Genomic DNA, 17,593 nt, shown 5'->3' on the forward strand with positions numbered 1-17,593 from the left:
ATGAAAAAGAGTTATCGAACATTGGAGTTTTCATTTATTCAAGATTATATTAAAAACTATTGTTTTAGTGAAATGGCTAAAAAGCGAATTGATCAAATACAGCCTTTTCAAGATATAGATGATTTAAAACTCTATCAAGATGATATTTCAAGTGCTATGAAAATCATCTATGCTTATGGACGTATTCCTTTAGCCCCTTATGAAGATATTAAAGAAATACTTCAAAAAGCACAAAAAGGTGGTGTTTGTTATCCTCAAGATTTATTAAAAATCGTACAAATATTAAAAAATGTACAAGAGGTACAAGCTTATTTGGATCAAGAAATTGAACAAAGTCATTTACTTGAAATATTTTCATTACTTTATTTACCTAAAGATTTATATAATGAAATTTTAAAATGCGTCGATCCAAGTGGAAATATTTATGATCATGCAAGTCATGAGCTTTATCGTTTAAGAAGACAAATTTCAGCGATTGAAGCCAATATGAGAAAGAAAATTGAAGCATTAAGAGCACAAAATAAAGATTATTTATCTCATGATGTTATTTCAACAAGAAATGATCATTTTGTTTTACCCGTCAATGTTTCTTATAAAACTCAAATCAAGGGAATTCATCATGGACATTCTTCTTCAGGAAGAACAACATATGTAGAACCAGAAGAAATTGTTTCTTACAACAATCAACTTTCACAAATTAAACAAGATGAACAACTAGAAATCCATCGTATTTTATTAGAACTAACAAAAAAGGTAAGAAGTTATGATCGTGTTTTAAATGAAGATTTAGAAATCATGATAGAAATGGATGCTGTTTTTGCTATTAGTGAATATGGCAAAAAGTTAGATATGGTGATGCCAGTTGTTGATGAAAATTGTCAGGAAATTGAGTTACTTAAAGCGAGACATCCTTTGATTGATCAAAAAGAAGTTGTTGCTAATGATATTGTTTTAAAGAAACCACAAGATATTTTACTCATTAGTGGAAGTAACACAGGAGGTAAAACAGTTGCTTTAAAAACAGCGGGTTTACTTTCTTTAATGGCTATTTGTGGACTTCCAATTCCTGTCACTCAAGCGAAACTTCCATTATTTGATGATGTTTTTGTAGATGTAGGAGATGAACAATCTATTGAACAATCGCTTTCTACTTTTTCATCGCATATGAAAAGATTGGTTTTTATTACGCAACATGCGACAAAAAACAGTTTAGTTATAATTGATGAAATTTGTTCAGGAACTGATCCTAAAGAAGGTGAAAGTTTAGCAGAAGCTATTTTAACTTATTTACATAAAAAAGGTGCTTATATTTTAGCTTCTACTCACTATAGTGCATTAAAAGAATTTGCGAAAGAATCAGATTATATTAAGATTGCTTCGGTTGAATTTGATCAAGAAAAAATGCAACCTACTTATCGTTTATTGGATGGTAGCGTAGGAAATTCTTATGCTATTGAAATTTCAAAACATTTAGGTTTAAATCAAGACATTATTCAACATGCTTTCATCATCAAAGATGAAAGTATGACAACATCACAAAAGTTATTAGAAAAATTACAATCAGAATTATCAGCTGTTTTACAAGAAAAAGAAGCTCTTGAAAAATTACAAAAAGAAACAGCAGATAAAGAAAAGCATTATCAACAATTGATTGATAATTATCAATCTAAAAAAGAAAAAATGATTGAAGAGGCTCAAAGTGATGCGAATAAGATTCTTGAAGAAGCACAAAATAAAGCAGATGAAATTTTAAAAGAATTACAAGGACAAATTAAGCCGCATCAAGTTATTCAAGCTAAAAAACAATTAGGTGATTTAAAACATCAAAAGAAACAAGTTGAAAATCATGAAGATCATGATTATAAAATAGGTGATATTGTTAAAGTATTATCTGTTAATCGACAAGGAGAAGTTGTTGACATCAATAAAAAAGGAATGTTGACGATCTCAATGGGTGGTTTAAAATTGAATGCTAAAAAAACAGAAGTTCAATTTATGCATGAAAAAGTTCCAGAAAAGAAAGAAACATCTAATATCCGTTCATTACGAAGAGCTAATAAACAAAGTTATGAACTTAATATTATTGGTATGCGTTATGAAGAAGCAATGAATGCAGTAGATAAATTTATTGATGGAGCACTCGTATCAAATTATTCAACAGTACGAATTATCCATGGAATGGGAACAGGTGTTTTAAGAAAAGGTGTTCGAAAGTTATTGGATAAAAATAAATATGTAAAATCTTATCAAGATGGTGGACCAAATGAAGGTGGATTAGGTGCAACAGTGGTATATTTTGAATAATGGATCTTCAATATATTAAAGATAAGTTATCACTTTTACCAATGCAACCAGGCTGTTATTTAATGAAAGATAAAGATGGTACGGTGATTTATGTTGGAAAAGCAAAAAAATTAAAAAATAGGGTTTCTTCTTATTTTGCAGGAAGTCATAATTATAAAACAACAAAGCTTGTTCAAGAAATTGTTGATTTTGAATATATTGTGACAGATAGTGAAAAGGAAGCCCTTTTATTAGAAATCAATCTAATTAAAGATTATGCACCTAAATACAATATTAGTTTTATGGATAATAAATATTATCCATATATCCAATTAACAAAAGAAAGACACCCACGATTGAAAATCGTTCGAAACGCTAAGGATAAAAAACATAAACACTTTGGCCCTTTTCCAGATGGTACAGCAGCTAGAGAAACATTTAAATTATTAAATCGTCTGTATCCTCTAAGAAAATGTAATCACATTCCCAAAAAAACATGCCTTTACTATCAATTGAATCAATGTTTAGGGCCATGTGTCAATGAAGTAGATGAAGAAGAATATAAAAAAATAACCAAACAAATTACACAGTTTATTCAAGGAGATACCAAAGAAATCATCGATGATTTACAAAATAAAATGATGCAAGCTTCAGAAAGTTTAAATTTTGAACTTGCGAAAGAATACCGTGATTTGATTCAGCATATCAATCATGTTACAAGTAAACAACATGTTCAATTTGCAGATCAAATTGATCGAGATATTTTTGGCTATTATCAAGATAAAGGGTATCTTTCTTTACAACTTTTCTTTATGAGAAATGGAAAATTACTTGCAAGAGATTTAAATCTAGTACCTTTACAAGATGTCCATGAACAAATTACACAATTTATTGTTGGTTTTTATCAAGAAAATACATATCCTAAAGAGATTCTATTACCAGAGGATATTGATACAACTTTGTTAGAAGAAATAGTTGAATGCAAGATCATTAAACCTCAAAAAGGTCAAAAAGCAAAACTTGTAGAAATGGCAACAAATAATGCAAAAGAAGCTTTAGAAAAGAAATTTTTATTGATTGAAAAGAATCAAAAGGCAACGGTAGGTGCTATTAAACAATTGGGAGAAAAATTAAATATGATTACTCCTAGAAGAATTGAATTGTTTGATAACTCTAATATCCAAGGAGCTTATGCAGTTGCAGGAATGGTTTGCTTTGTTGATGGGGTACCTTCTAAAAAAGATTATCGTAAATTTAAAATCAAAACAGTTGAAGGACCAGATGATTACGGTAGTATGAAAGAAGTTATTTATCGTCGATATTATCGAGTACTTGTAGAAGGATTAAAAAAACCAGACTTGATTATTGTTGATGGTGGTAAAGGACAGATTAAAGTTGCAAAAGAAGTCATTGATAGCTTAAATATTGGTATTAAAGTATGTGGGCTAGCCAAAGATGATCATCATTCAACTGCTGTTTTAATTGATAGTGACTTTAATGAAATTAGTATTGATAAAAAAAGTGAACTCTTCTTTTTACTAACACGTATGCAAGATGAAGTCCATCGCTATGCGATTTCATTTCATAAAAATGTTCGTTCTAAATCTTTATTTCAGTCTATTTTAGATGATGTTGAAGGTATTGGACCAAAACGTAAAAAAGAATTATTAAAACATTTTGGTTCTGTTAAAAAATTAAAAGAAGCGACGCTTGAACAATTAGAAGAAGTCTTACCTAAAGAAGTGGCAAAAAATTTATTTACTGTTTTACAAAACACCAAATAATATAATTTTCATATACTACTATTAAGGAAGTGGACTATGAATATTATATTAACCCCAAGAGAAAAAGAAATATTTCATTTATTAGTCAAGAACTATTCTACAAAAGATATTGCTAGAAAGTTAAATATTAGTGAAAAAACAGTGAGAAATCATATATCAAATGTAATTCAAAAATTAGGTGTAAAATCGCGTATACAAGCAGTATTTGAATTGATTAGGTTAAAGGAATTACAGCTTTAGCTAATTCCTTTATTTTTTTTCTATAATTCTATATAATAGGGATGGTGATGAAGATGAAATTAAAAAGCTGGCATCTTTATGTTCTAGCAACCTTATGTTTTCTATTTGCTTTTACATCATTAAATATGAAATATGATCGTTTTTATCGAGTAAATGGTATAGATAATGATAATCGATCTTTAATAGAAAAGTATTTAGATAAAGAAGAACAGGATTATTTAATTGATCATGGAATATCAGTAGATGAGTTTATTGATTATATTATATATGATCAATTTCATTTACAATATTATCAATATTATAATGAGTTAAAAGAAGCTAAAAAATATGATTCATTAGAAAATTTAATTAATGATGTCAATAGTGTTGTTGATCGTCTTACAGTAGAATTTGGAACGCAAACAGATACATATTTTAAAACACTAATTAAAAATGATTTATTTTATGCTTATCAAAAAAGTACGTATTTTGATTTTGATAATGTACGTTATTATCAATTGTTAAGGACACTTTATAGTGATGATGATTATAGTTATATTATACTTACAAATAATTATGTAAATACTTTGGAAAATGAAAAAGATGATACATATAAGCTCTTTAAAGAAATGGTAAGTACGTATGATGCACAAGGTCTTTATATTTTGATGAATACAGAATTAAAAGCGAATGCTTCTCGACTATATAAAATAGATACAATGTCTCAAGTAATTGATGATACAACTTTTATTGGTGGTTATGAATCTAAACATATGACAATGATTGAAAATATTTCAAGATTATCTTATTCCATGTATTTAAATGAAGAAGCTTATAATGCTTTAAAACAAATGTATGATGATTTATATAAAAATACTAAAAAAAGATTTTTAGTGACAAGTGCTTATAAAAGCTATGATGTTTTAAATTTAGAAGAAAATACGTCACAAGCTGGATATAGTGAATTTCAATTAGGAACATCTGTTTCTTTAAAAATAAATGGGATAAAAGATGTTGAATTTGTTTCAACAGATGTTTATCAATGGCTTTTAGAACATAGTTATGAATATGGATATGTTTTAAGGTATCCAAGTGATAAAGTAACAATTACACAAAAAGAAAGTTGTAATATTTTTAGATATGTTGGCAAAGAAAATGCGCAAAAGATGCATAATCAAAATTTATGCTTAGAAGAATTAAATAATCAATAATTATTAGATCATTATTCTAATTTAAGGAGATACTTATGAATAAAAAGGGTTGGTATTTGGTACTAATATTAGGTTTTTTATTAGTAACAATATAGCTAGGTAAATGGATAGGTTTACAAAGGCAAATGGATTTTATTGATCTAGCATTAGGACTAATGACGGGAATAGGACTTATTGTTGCTGCAAGTATTAAAATCAAAAGAGAAAGATAAATTTTTATTGACAAGTGTATTTTAATAAATATAATGAACATGAATTGAATAAACAACGGTAGGTGAGGTTACCGCAGGGATTTGGATATCCTAAGATTACTGCCGCAAAATTGTGGAGACACAATGCGCTGGTTAGCAGATAAAGTCGCAAAGGCTTTGTTTAATGTAATTGATATGCCCTGTGATACTAAAGCTTGAACGGATGAAATGAAGAATAGAACATCGCTCAAGCAGCGATGTTTTTTTGTGAGGAGGTGAGTTATATGGACGAGGGTTGTCAAAGGCAAATTCAAAGAAGGAGGAAATATAAAAATGAAAAAAGAATTAATGCTAGAATTATTAAATACAAAACAATACAAACAATTACATACTTTATTAATGGAAAACAATACTGTCGATATAGCTTATCTTTTACAACAAATAGAAATTGATGATTGTGCTATTGCTTTTCGTTTACTTTCTAAAAAGAAAGCAGCACAAGTATTTTCAAATATGGATATTAAAACGCAAAGTCAACTTGTAGAATTGTTTAGTGAAAAAGAGTTAGAATCATTGATTGAAAATCAATATATGGATGATCTTGTAGATTTAATCGAAGAATTACCTGCAAATTTAGTAACAAGACTTTTAAAACATGTTGATGAAAATCAAAGACAAGTCATCAATCAACTTTTGAGTTATCCTAAAGATAGTGCTGGAACAATTATGACTACTGAATTTCTTTCTTTAAAGAAAGAAACTCAACTTGAAGATGCTTTAAATTATATTAAACAAAATGGAAATCATTGTAAAAGCATTTATACAAGTTATGTTTGTCAAGATAAAAAATTAATAGGAATTGTTTCGACGAAAGATATTTTATTAAATGATGAAAATAAAAGTATTGAGGAAATTATGAAAGAAGATTTTCAATATGTTTATACTCATACAGATCAAGAAGAAGTTGTTAATATTTTTAGAAAATATGATTTAGTTGTTTTACCTGTTTTAGATGATGAAAAAATGCTTGTAGGAATTGTAACAGTTGATGATGTCATGGATGTTATGGTCGATGAAACAAGTGAAGATATTTCTAAAATGGCTGCTGTAGAACCACATGATAAAAGTTATTTTGAAACATCTGTTTTTGAACATGCTAAACATCGTATTATTTGGTTACTTGTATTGATGTTTTCTGCAACGCTTACAGGAAGTATTATTACAAGATATGAAAATGCTTTTCAAGCAGTTCCTTTATTAGTCTCATTTATTCCTATGTTAATGGATACGGGAGGAAATTGTGGCTCTCAAAGTTCTACTTTAATTATTAGAGGGATTGCTTTAAATGAAATTCGTTTTAAAAAAATTTTTAAAGTGATGTTTAAAGAATTTAGAATTGCATTAGTAGTAGGGGTGATTTTAGCAATTGCGAATGGACTTAGAATTTATGTGATGTATCAAGACCTTAATATTGCTTTTGTGATTGCTTTATCTTTAATTGTAACAGTTATTTTATCTAAATTAATTGGTTGTATTCTTCCTTTAGTTGCCAATCAAATTGGTTTAGACCCAGCAATTATGGCTTCACCACTTATTACAACAATTGTAGATACATGTTCTATTCTTGTTTATTTCAATATTGCAGTACACATTTTTAACTTATAAATTTTGTGCTACAATATAGAAAAATAAATGGGGGATGAAAAATGGAAATAAAAACAGTTGCTGTTTTAGGTGCTGGAGCAGTAGGTTCATATATTATTTGGGGACTAGATAAAAAAGTAAAATTAGGTGTTATTGGCGAAGGGGAACGTGCTAAACGTCTACAAAAGGGATGTTTGATCAATAATCAAATGTATTATCCTGAAGTATGGTCACCGACAGAAGCACATGGAGTGGATTTACTGATTGTTTCTTTAAAATATTGTGCTTTAAAAGATGCCTTAAAATCTATTCAAACGATTGTTGATGATCATACAATTGTCATGTCTTTAATGAATGGCGTAGATAGTGAAGAAATCATTGGAGAAGCCATTGGAAAAGAACATCTTATGCCATCTTTAATTAAGATTGCTTCACGTAAAGAAAATGGTTATCGTTTTGATCCTGAAACAACTATTGGAATTATTTTTGGAGAATTACAAGCACATTGTCAAAGCAAACGTGTACAAGCAATAGTATCATTATTTGAAAATACAGGAATCCACTTTCGTGCAAGTGAATATATTCAAGAAGAAATTTGGAGTAAATTTCGTTTAAATATTTGTAATAATTTACCTCAAGCTATTTTAGGTGCAGGAGTAGGATGTTATCGAGATAGTGAACATATGAAATTTATTCAAGATGGTTTACGTCATGAACTTGAAACTATTGCACATGCTAAAGGAATTGATTTAAGTAAAGCTGATTCTTCTTCGTCGCGAGGAAGTGCTGTGCCAGCAAGTGCTCGTTATTCAACATTGCAAGATTTAGATGCTAAACGTCATAGTGAAATTGATATGTTTTCTGGAGCGTTGATTAAAATGGGGAAGGAGCTTCATATTCCTACACCTTATAATGAATATACTTATCATATGATTAAAGCACTTGAAGAAAAGAATGATGGTTTGTTTGATTATGATCAAGAAAATCAAAGAAATATGTGTTCTAAATAAGAAGATACCAAATGTTATCTTCTTTTTTTATAAAATCAATCTTTTTATTATGTAAAAAATGATTTTTTTCTTTAAAAGTTTGAACATTATGATAAAATGAACAAGGTGGAGGTGGTAATAATGATAGTAGACCCGTTATCCGGTGGACACAATGGTAATAGTGAGGATCATTTACCACCGTCGGTAAAGTTCCTCTTTAAATAAGAGGGGGAAAATAAATGATAAAACAAATGACTTCTGAAGAATTAAAAAATTTAATTCTTCATGGGAATAAAGAAATAATTAAAGAAGTTTTAGAAAATATTCACCCGGCAGATATCCTTGATATTTTACATGAAGATGAAGATTCATCAAAAGAAATTTTAGAACATTTACCAAATGAAGTTATTGGTGATATTTTAGATGAAGAAGATGATGAAGAACTTATCTTAGAATGGTTGAATTTATTTTCAAAATACAAACAAAAACAAATCTTAGATGAAGTAAGTCATGACGTTATTACGGATGTTATCGGATCAATCGAAGATGAAGATGAAAAAAATGCTTTTTTAGAGTTATTGGAAGATGACGATAAAGAAGACGTCAAACAGTTATTACAATATAACCCAGAAACTGCTGGGGGAATCATGACAACTGAATATTTAGATATTCATGCAAATAATACAGTCAAAGAAACATTGTTATTTTTGCAAACAACGGAAGAGGAACCTAGACATTATCTTTATGTTGTAGATAAAGATAATGTATTAAAGGGGGTTGTTTCTTTAGGTGATATCGTTACAAGTACCTTTGATACACCAATGCTTGAGATTACAAATCAAAATGTTAAAGCTGTTTATTATTATGAAGACCAAGAAGAAGTTGCGAAGACTTTTAGTAAATATGGATATATTTTGATGCCTGTTATAGATGAACAACATCATTTATTAGGTGTTATTGATATCGATGATGTTATGGATGTCATCGAAGAAGAAACAACAGAAGACATGAACTTATTAGGAGGTGTTGGTTCTGAAGAACGTTTAGATTCAACACTTGTAGAATCTTTTAAAAACCGTATTCCTTGGTTGATTGTCAATCTTTTTACAGCAATTATGGCTTCAAGTGTTGTTAGTGTTTTTGAAGGAACAATTGCGAAAGTTGTTGCTCTTGCAACGATTAGTCCGATTATTACAGGAATGGGTGGTAATGCCGGAACACAAACTTTAACTATTGTTGTTCGTGGTTTATCACTAGGAGAATTAGATAAAGAAAATGCTCGCAAAGTTTTATTAAAAGAAATTGGACTTGGTATTTTAAATGGTGTTATCATTGGGGCATTAGTTTCAGCAGGGGCTTGGTTCTTTGCTGGTAATCCATGGTTTGGTGTTGTAGCTGGACTCGCCATGATTTGTAACATGATCGTTGCCACACTTGCAGGTTATTTTGTACCGGTTATTTTAGATAGATTTCATGTTGATCCAGCCCTTGCCAGTGGGGTTTTTGTAACAACATGTACAGATATGTTTGGCTTCTTTGCATTTTTAGGACTTGCAACCATTTTAATGTCACATTTACTCTAAAAAAAAACATTGGAAAAAAAGCCAATGTTTTTTTATATAAGTTGATATTTTTTCATGGTTTTATAAATACCATCTTTAGCAATATCATCACATACTTCATCAGCAATTGCTTTTAAACCTTCTTTAGCGTTACCAACAGCGATACCGATATGGCAATACTCTAACATATCAGCGTCATTCATGCCATCGCCAAAGGCAAAAGTATTTTCTTGAGGAATATTTAAATGATTGATAAGTGCTTCAATGGCGCTTGCCTTGTTAACACCAACAACGGATAATTCTCCTGAGTCATCTCCAAAAGAAGGAACGGTACAATGAATAACATTGAATGCATCAGAAAAGTTATCTATAATTGTTTGAAAAGGAATATCTTTATTTTCTAAAAAACAAATTTTATTGACATCACTACGATACATACTTTCTCCCTCTATTAAAGATGTAATAAAGTGACTTGGTTGTTCAGCTTTTTTCTTTCTAGCCTTTTCGTCATTTTCTAAATCGCCATAAGTAATCATTTCTAAGCGAGATACTAAATTTTCACTAGCAAATAATCCACCATTACTTTCAAGATAGTAGTCATAATCATTTTCTTCAAAGAAATCAACGACACGATGTACATCTTTGTTAGATACTTTTTTATGATAAAGCATTTCATCACCAATGGTTACAAAGCCACCACCAGCACCAATGATGCCATCAAAACCGACATCTAAAATATGTGGGTAGATTTCAGCAAGTGATCTTCCTGTACATAAAAAACATAAATTTCCTTTTTTTCTTGTTTCTCTTACTGCTTTGATTGTTGATTCTGGTACATATTCTCTTGCAGGTCTAACATCAACGAGAGTACCATCAACATCAAAAAAGATAATTTTTTTATTCATAACTAACCTCCAACTTAATTTTATTATAGCGAAAAGAATGTATTGAAATTATTTTTTTTCATTTCGTGCAAATATTTTTGTTTTCAATAAAATAAGAGTAAAATTATAAATGGAAGGTGAATGTATGAAAGGAAATACACAGGATTTAACAAAAGGAAGTATTGTCAAAGCAATTATTTTGTTTTCAATTCCTTTATTAATAGGTAACTTATTTCAACAACTTTATAATGCAGTCGATTCTTATGTTGTAGGAAATTATGTTGGAAAAGTTGCTTTAGCGGCAGTTGGTGCAAGTACACCAATTATTAATATGTTGATTGGTTTTTTTATGGGCATTTCAACAGGGGCAGGAGTTGTCATTGCTCAATTCTTTGGAGCTGGTAATACTTGTAAAATGAAAAGAGCAATTCATAATAGTATCGCTTTAACTCTTGTTATGGGAGTTGTTTTAACGATTGTTGGTTTATTATTTAATGATCCAATTTTAAAAGCAATTGGTGTTCCTAGTGAAGTGTTTTCTGAAGCTTCAACGTATTTATCTATTTATTTTTGGAGTCTTATTTTTGTAATGGTCTATAATATGGGATCAGGTATCTTACGTTCGGTGGGAGATTCTAAAAGACCGCTTTATTTTTTGATTTTTTCAAGTGTTGTTAATATTATCCTAGACTTTTTATTTGTTAAATATTTTCATTTTGGTGTAGCTGGTGCAGGATATGCGACTTTAATTGCTCAAGCTATTTCAGCAATTATGGTCATGTATGTTTTAATGAAAACAGAGGATGATTATAAAGTTATTTTAAAGGAAATTGGTTTTGACAAAGAAATTTTATTAAAAATTATAAAAATTGGTTTACCTACAGGTTTTCAACAAAGTATTGTTTCTTTATCAAATGTCATTGTTCAATCTTATATTAATGTTTATGGAGCCTCTGTTATAGCAGGTTATTCTGTAACGATTAAAATAGATGGTTTTGTTAACTTACCTTTACAAGCTTTTAATATGGCTATTACAACTTTTGTTGGTCAAAATATAGGAGCTAAACAGTATGACCGTGTAAAAAAAGGAGCTTATATTACAACAGCATTAGCAACACTTACCATTGCTTGTTTTGTAGTAATTATGTATTTCTTTGGTCGTGATTTTATTGCTTTATTTAATCAAGAAAAAGATGTGATTGATGCTGGAAGATTGATGCAGTTAACATTCTTACCATTCTATATTGTTTTACCAATCAATCAAGTTATCAATGGAGTTTTACGTGGAGCTGGACGTTCAGCTGTTCCAATGTATGTGATGATATTCTCTTTTGTTTTCTTAAGACAAATTTATCTTTTCTTAATTACAAAAGTAACAAGTGATATTGTTTATGTCTTTTTAGGATGGCCTACAACATGGGTCGTATGTAGTTTGATTTTTATTATTTATTTTTTCAAAGTACAATGGTTACCACAAGAAAAAGATGCCTAGGCATCTTTTTGGTTTAATATTTTATTTTTATCAATGATAGGTTTTTGATATGTTTTAGAATCATTGATATCAAATTGTTTTAAATAATCAATTACTTGATTTGTAAGATATGTTGGTGTAGAAGCTCCTGAGCTTACAGCAGCGTATCTTTTATTTTTTAACCATTCAATTTCTAAATCTTCAATACTTTCAATCATATAAACATCACATGTATGATAATCATGAGCAATACTAGCAAGTTTTCTTGTGTTGTTTGAATGAGGATCACCCACAATAAAGATAATATCAACATCATCTTCAATGTTTTTAATAGCTTCTTGACGTATTTTAGTAGCTGTGCATGTTTCTTTTTCAATTTCTACAAAAGGTAAAATTTCTTTTGCTTTTTCGCATAAATCATAAACATCATAAAGAGACATTGTTGTTTGATTAGTCATAACATATTTTTTAGTAGGATCTAATGTTTTTAAATCATCTCTATTTGTTATTAAATGAATTCTTTTTTCATCAATTGAAATTGCGCCTTCTGCTTCAGGATGTCCCTTTTTACCAATATACAAAATTTCATAACCTTCATTTAATTTATCTTGAATAAGATCATGAGTTTTAATTACATCTAAACAAGAGGCATCAATTACTTCTAAACCTTTTTCTTTCGCTTTATCAAATACTTTTTGACTTGCTCCATGAGCAGTAATAATGACTTTTCCTTCATTGATTTCATCTAATAGTTCTAATCGTGTTTTTCCTTTGATATCAATTGTTTGAATTCCTAAATCTTCTAAGGCATTTACAATATATTGATTATGTACAATCATTCCTAGAATATAAACAGGTGTTGTTTGGTGTGCTTGTTTTTTAGCTATTTCAATTGCACGAACAACGCCTTTACAATAACCTCTAGGAACAATACCTTTTACTAACATCTTTTATCACCTCAAAGATGATTATAACATATTTTCAAATATTTCATTGTTTTCTTTAGAAATTGGTTTTAATTCCTTTTCTATTTCATCAAAATCTATGTCATTTAAATGATTCATTGCTTTTAATAAAGTCAAACCTTGTTTGGTATTATCAATTAATGGTTTTACTTGATAGATAATAGGAATAACTTGATTTGCGATTTGAATACCTCGTATCGTTGTATGAAGAGTATGTTGTAAATTAAATTTTTTAGGCATTCTTTGAAAATAAGGATACATCTGAGGTTGATAGTAATAATAATTGGGGTTTTGATAAGGATACATAAAATCACCTACTATAAAATATGATAAAAAGATAAAAAAGTGAAACTTAAAAAGATAAGATAAAAATTACAAAGAAAAATAAAAACCCTTACATTGAAATAGAGGGTATGTTATACTCACAAATAGTGAGGTGTTTAAATGATTAGAATATTATTATGTTGTGGTGGGGGCTTTTCTTCAAGTGCTATTGCAACAAGGATGAAAAAAGAAATTAAAGAAAAAAATTTAGAAGATAAATACAGTATTGAATTTTTACCATTTGGTTTAGGATTAAAAGAATTAGACCGTTTTGATGTTGTTATTTTATGTCCACATTTGAAGGTAGAATTAGATAGAGCTTTAAAAAATCAAACAATTGATAAACCACTTTATTTACTTCCACCTAAAATGTATGGACTCATGAAATTTGATGAAATCATTGTCGATATTGAAGATGTAATGAAAATGTATCAAGAAAATCCAGTCGTACCTGTAAAATTTCCTGGAGAAGATAATTTATTACGTATTACTAGAGGTGTTGCTTATCGCCACGCACATCCTTTAAAATAGGGAAAGTTGTCGATCAATATAAGAAACCTGTTTTGCTTCTTTAATAATATCGTCTTTTTGAAAGTCTCCAATTAAAAAAGGGGACTTTTTATTATGCTTTTTAATATTTTTTAAAACAGTTACACGATCGTAATTGGCATAACAATAAAGGCAACTATGTAAACACGTATTATAAACGCCAATATCATTATTTAATAAACAACGGCATCCTTGTCTAGCTTCATTTATTTTAGGTAGTTTTAATGAATGGCCTAGAGCTCTTTCAATAATTTGTTGATTCATACATCCACTTGTATAAACACCTGTTGTTTTTAAAGATTCATTTTCGTGACATGTATAGATTTCAAAGTTATATTTTTTTCCAATTTCTACAAATTTTTGACAAAGATAGATTTGATCTTTTTGATTTACTTCTTGAACTTCTTTAAAATTCTTTTTTGTTTTTTGATATAAATCGATAAAACTAATGACACATTGATGAGTATATCCAGTTAGTTTTTGACACATTTTTTCAAAGATTCGAAGATGATATTCAATGGTATAATAATCATTTAAAAAGATAGGGTCATAACGCCAACCAATACAATGACTTCCTATTTTTTTAGATAATTCAATGAAGCTACGAATAATTTCATTTTTATTGGGAACATAGGGTTCAATCGTTTGATTGTAAGGGGTGATTGTTACAAACCAGAATTGTTTATAGTCTTTAATTAAATCTAGACGTGAAAGCATTGGTTTAGGATTTTTAGTACAAAAACAAATAATATCAATGACTTGAGGATCTAAAATATATTTTGTGACTTGATGAGGGAAATAGGGATTACGAACACAGACAAAACCTTCTTGAATACGATTAAAAAACCAGTCACTAAAAAAGGCAGGAATATCTGTACGATTACCAGTATTTAAGATCATCTAATCACCTCCAACAAGAATATTATAGAATAATTATAAAAATCCATCCATAATATTTGTTGAAATGTATCAAAAATATGGTATAATAACGTGACTAAAAAAAGAAAAAAGGAGGATTTTATGGCAACTTTTCAAGATTTTAAATTACAAGAATATTGTAATCAAGTAATTAAAGAGTTAGGTTTTAAAAAGCCAACCCCAATACAAGAAAAAGTCATTCCCCTTGTATTAAAAAATAGAGATATTATCGGGATTTCACAAACAGGGACAGGTAAATCACATGCATTTTTATTACCAATCATGTCTCGTATTGATGTCAATAAAGATTGTGTGCAAGCTGTTATTACAGCACCAACAAGAGAACTTGCTTCTCAATTATTTAATAACGCTAAAACATTTACAAAATATTTACCAGAATTACGTGTTTCATTGATTGTTGGAGGAAGTGACCGTCAAAGAGCTGTTAATAAACTTTCAACACAACCACACGTGGTTATTGGAACACCAGGACGTATCAAAGATTTATCTTTAGATGCGCAAGCTTTACAAATTACAACAGCAAAAACTTTTGTAGTCGATGAAGCAGATATGACATTAGAATTTGGTTATTTAGAAGATATTGATGCTGTGGCAGGAAAAATGGCTGATGATCTACAAATGATGGTTTTCTCAGCAACGATTCCACAAAATCTAAGACCATTTTTAAAGAAATATATGCAAAGTCCAATTACTATTGAAATCGATAGTAAACTTGCTACAACAGCCAATGTTGAACATATTTTACTCGCAACAAAGCATCAAGATCGTTATGATGTTTTAAAGAAGATCATGGCAACAATTGATCCTTATATTTGTATTATTTTCGCGAATAAAAGAACAGAAGTATCAAAGATTACGCGACAATTAAGAGAAGATGGTTATAAAGTTGGAGAAATTCACGGAGATTTAGAACCTCGTGAAAGAAAGAAAATGATGCGACAAATCAATAACAATGAATATCAATACATTGTTGCTACAGATATTGCTGCACGTGGAATTGATATTGATGGTGTTTCTCATGTCATTAATATGCAATTTCCAACAGAACCTGATTTTTATATTCATCGAAGTGGACGTTCAGGGCGTGGAAACTATACAGGTATTTGTTATAGTATGTATGATACAACGGATGAAAAAAATATTGCAATTCTTGAAAGAAAAGGGATTGAATTTAAGAATATGCAACTTAAAAACGGACAATTTGTGGATTTAGGACAAAGAGAAAAACGTAAAAAACGTATTCGTCAACAAACTGAACTTGAAAAACAAGTTCAAATGATTATCCGTAAACCTAAAAAAGTGAAACCAGGATATAAAAAGAAACGTAAATATCAAGTTGAACAAGTTGTACGTAAACAAAAACGTGCGATGATTCGTGATGATATCCGTCGTCAAAAGAAAGAACGTGCCCGTCAAGCACAAATCGCTAAACGTATGGAGGAAGGCAATGATAATTGGTAGTCATGTCTCAATGTCTGGAAAAGACATGCTTTTAAGTTCAGTAAAAGAAGCTTTATCTTATGGCGCTAATACGTTTATGTTTTATACAGGTGCACCACAAAATACGAGAAGAAAAGCTATTAGTGAATTAAAGGTGGAAGAGGCAAAAGCTTTAATGAAGGAAAATAACATCGATTTAAAAAATGTTGTTGTTCATGCACCTTATATCATTAATCTTGCTAACACGGTTAAAGAAGAAACTTTTGAATTAGCTGTTAACTTCTTAAAACAAGAACTCCAAAGATGTCAAGATATTGGGACATCGATTCTTGTTTTACATCCTGGAAGTCATGTAAAAGCTGGAGAAGAAGTAGGTCTTCAACAAATCATTAAAGGTTTAAATGAAGTATTAAAAGATACACCTTATCAAGGAAAGATTGCCTTAGAAACAATGGCAGGAAAAGGCAGTGAGTTAGGAAAGACATTTGAAGAAATCAATTATTTGATTTCTCATTGTGATTATCCTGAAAAATTAGGTGTTTGTTTAGATACGTGTCATATTCACGATGCAGGTTATGATTTATCAAATTTTGATGCAATCTTAGATGAATTTGATCAAGTGATTGGTTTAGATCGTTTACTTGTTGTTCATTTAAATGATTCTAAAAATGTTAAAGGGGCTCATAAAGATCGTCATGCAAATCTTGGCTTAGGTGAGATTGGTTTTGATATTTTAAATGAGATTGCTCATAATGAAAGAATAAAAGATGTTCCTAAGATTTTAGAAACACCTTATATTGATGGTAAAGCTCCTTATAAAGAAGAAATAGATATGTTGAAAAATCAAGAATTTAGAAATATTGAATGATGATTTTGAAACAAAGATTTCAATTTTAAACTAGTGGCAACACTAGTTTTTTTCATAATTGATTGAAATAGAATAGGTAAATAATGTTCACTACAGAGTAAAAAACGGTTTTGATCTATCACTTGATAGATTGCCTTCAAATCTTCTTCATTTAGCTCTAATGCTTGTATTTCCTTATTGCTTCTAAAATCTTCATACGATAAAAAATGTTCAATGAATAAATTTTCCATAGTTTTACGCCTCCATAGTTATATATATGAAAAAAAGATG

16 protein-coding genes and 1 riboswitch are annotated in these 17,593 nt (G+C 29.3%); of the genes, 11 read left to right on the forward strand and 5 right to left on the reverse strand.

Annotated features, from left to right (window positions below; all coding sequences use genetic code 11):
• From HUU89_RS03790 to mgtE (HUU89_RS03820), 7 genes are all read left to right on the forward strand, one after another.
• Positions 1–2,304 (forward strand): endonuclease MutS2, encoded by a 2,304-nt coding sequence (locus tag HUU89_RS03790; protein WP_175301034.1) that lies wholly within the window; start codon positions 1–3, stop codon positions 2,302–2,304.
• Positions 2,304–4,067: an excinuclease ABC subunit UvrC gene (gene uvrC / locus HUU89_RS03795; protein ID WP_032090380.1), complete on the forward strand. Its 1,764-nt coding sequence runs from the start codon at positions 2,304–2,306 to the stop codon at positions 4,065–4,067. The genes HUU89_RS03790 and uvrC overlap by 1 nt, the downstream gene beginning before the upstream one ends.
• Positions 4,068–4,103: 36 nt before the next feature.
• Positions 4,104–4,307 carry a helix-turn-helix domain-containing protein gene (locus HUU89_RS03800; RefSeq protein ID WP_022002747.1) on the forward strand — a complete coding sequence of 68 codons (204 nt, stop codon included), beginning with the start codon at positions 4,104–4,106 and terminating at the stop codon, positions 4,305–4,307.
• A gap of 53 nt (positions 4,308–4,360) precedes the next feature.
• Positions 4,361–5,497, forward strand: a complete 1,137-nt coding sequence (locus HUU89_RS03805) for a M15 family metallopeptidase (protein WP_175301035.1) — start codon at positions 4,361–4,363, stop codon at positions 5,495–5,497.
• 259 nt (positions 5,498–5,756) lie between these two features.
• A riboswitch (M-box (ykoK) riboswitch) is annotated at positions 5,757–5,920 on the forward strand.
• 101 nt (positions 5,921–6,021) lie between these two features.
• Positions 6,022–7,353 carry a magnesium transporter gene (gene mgtE / locus HUU89_RS03810; RefSeq protein ID WP_147579618.1) on the forward strand — a complete coding sequence of 444 codons (1,332 nt, stop codon included), beginning with the start codon at positions 6,022–6,024 and terminating at the stop codon, positions 7,351–7,353.
• Between the two features lie 41 nt (positions 7,354–7,394).
• Complete coding sequence (locus HUU89_RS03815) at positions 7,395–8,342, forward strand: ketopantoate reductase family protein (RefSeq protein ID WP_175301036.1); 948 nt, start codon at positions 7,395–7,397, stop codon at positions 8,340–8,342.
• Positions 8,343–8,560: 218 nt separating this feature from the next.
• Positions 8,561–9,904 (forward strand): magnesium transporter, encoded by a 1,344-nt coding sequence (gene mgtE / locus HUU89_RS03820; protein ID WP_175301037.1) that lies wholly within the window; start codon positions 8,561–8,563, stop codon positions 9,902–9,904.
• 32 nt (positions 9,905–9,936) lie between these two features.
• Here the strand turns inward: mgtE (HUU89_RS03820) and HUU89_RS03825 are convergent, their stop codons facing one another.
• Positions 9,937–10,788, reverse strand: coding sequence for a Cof-type HAD-IIB family hydrolase (locus HUU89_RS03825; protein WP_175301038.1), 852 nt, complete (start codon positions 10,786–10,788; stop codon positions 9,937–9,939).
• 124 nt (positions 10,789–10,912) lie between these two features.
• On the opposite strand from HUU89_RS03825, the gene HUU89_RS03830 reads away from it, so the two are divergent.
• Entirely contained in the window at positions 10,913–12,259 is a 1,347-nt protein-coding gene (locus HUU89_RS03830; protein WP_032090372.1) for an MATE family efflux transporter, read from the forward strand.
• On the opposite strand, the gene HUU89_RS03835 is transcribed toward HUU89_RS03830, so the two are convergent.
• Together HUU89_RS03835 and HUU89_RS03840 are read right to left on the reverse strand one after the other, a co-directional pair.
• Positions 12,256–13,185, reverse strand: a complete 930-nt coding sequence (locus HUU89_RS03835) for a 4-hydroxy-3-methylbut-2-enyl diphosphate reductase (protein ID WP_032090371.1) — start codon at positions 13,183–13,185, stop codon at positions 12,256–12,258. The genes HUU89_RS03830 and HUU89_RS03835 overlap by 4 nt on opposite strands.
• A 21-nt stretch (positions 13,186–13,206) precedes the next feature.
• Entirely contained in the window at positions 13,207–13,509 is a 303-nt protein-coding gene (locus HUU89_RS03840) for a hypothetical protein (protein WP_107029031.1), read from the reverse strand.
• A 138-nt stretch (positions 13,510–13,647) separates the two neighbouring features.
• Between HUU89_RS03840 and HUU89_RS03845 the strand changes: the two genes are divergently transcribed.
• On the forward strand, positions 13,648–14,058 hold the full coding sequence (locus HUU89_RS03845; RefSeq protein WP_175301039.1) for a PTS sugar transporter subunit IIB: 411 nt from the start codon (positions 13,648–13,650) through the stop codon (positions 14,056–14,058).
• Here HUU89_RS03845 and HUU89_RS03850 read toward each other — a convergent pair.
• A complete protein-coding gene (locus tag HUU89_RS03850) occupies positions 14,050–14,976 on the reverse strand; it encodes a DUF1848 domain-containing protein (RefSeq protein WP_175301040.1) in 927 nt (308 codons plus the stop codon). The two genes, HUU89_RS03845 and HUU89_RS03850, sit on opposite strands and share 9 nt — an antisense overlap.
• A gap of 120 nt (positions 14,977–15,096) precedes the next feature.
• Between HUU89_RS03850 and HUU89_RS03855 the strand changes: the two genes are divergently transcribed.
• Both HUU89_RS03855 and HUU89_RS03860 read left to right on the forward strand, forming a co-directional pair.
• Complete coding sequence (locus tag HUU89_RS03855) at positions 15,097–16,476, forward strand: DEAD/DEAH box helicase (RefSeq protein ID WP_032090367.1); 1,380 nt, start codon at positions 15,097–15,099, stop codon at positions 16,474–16,476.
• Positions 16,463–17,323 (forward strand): deoxyribonuclease IV, encoded by an 861-nt coding sequence (locus HUU89_RS03860; protein ID WP_175301041.1) that lies wholly within the window; start codon positions 16,463–16,465, stop codon positions 17,321–17,323. The genes HUU89_RS03855 and HUU89_RS03860 overlap by 14 nt, the downstream gene beginning before the upstream one ends.
• On the opposite strand, the gene HUU89_RS03865 is transcribed toward HUU89_RS03860, so the two are convergent.
• Complete coding sequence (locus HUU89_RS03865) at positions 17,299–17,553, reverse strand: hypothetical protein (RefSeq protein WP_032090365.1); 255 nt, start codon at positions 17,551–17,553, stop codon at positions 17,299–17,301. The two genes, HUU89_RS03860 and HUU89_RS03865, sit on opposite strands and share 25 nt — an antisense overlap.
• Positions 17,554–17,593 lie beyond the last annotated feature (40 nt).

It is taken from the genome of Faecalibacillus sp. H12, assembly GCF_013361255.1.
Classification (GTDB): domain Bacteria; phylum Bacillota_I; class Bacilli_A; order Erysipelotrichales; family Coprobacillaceae; genus Faecalibacillus; species Faecalibacillus intestinalis.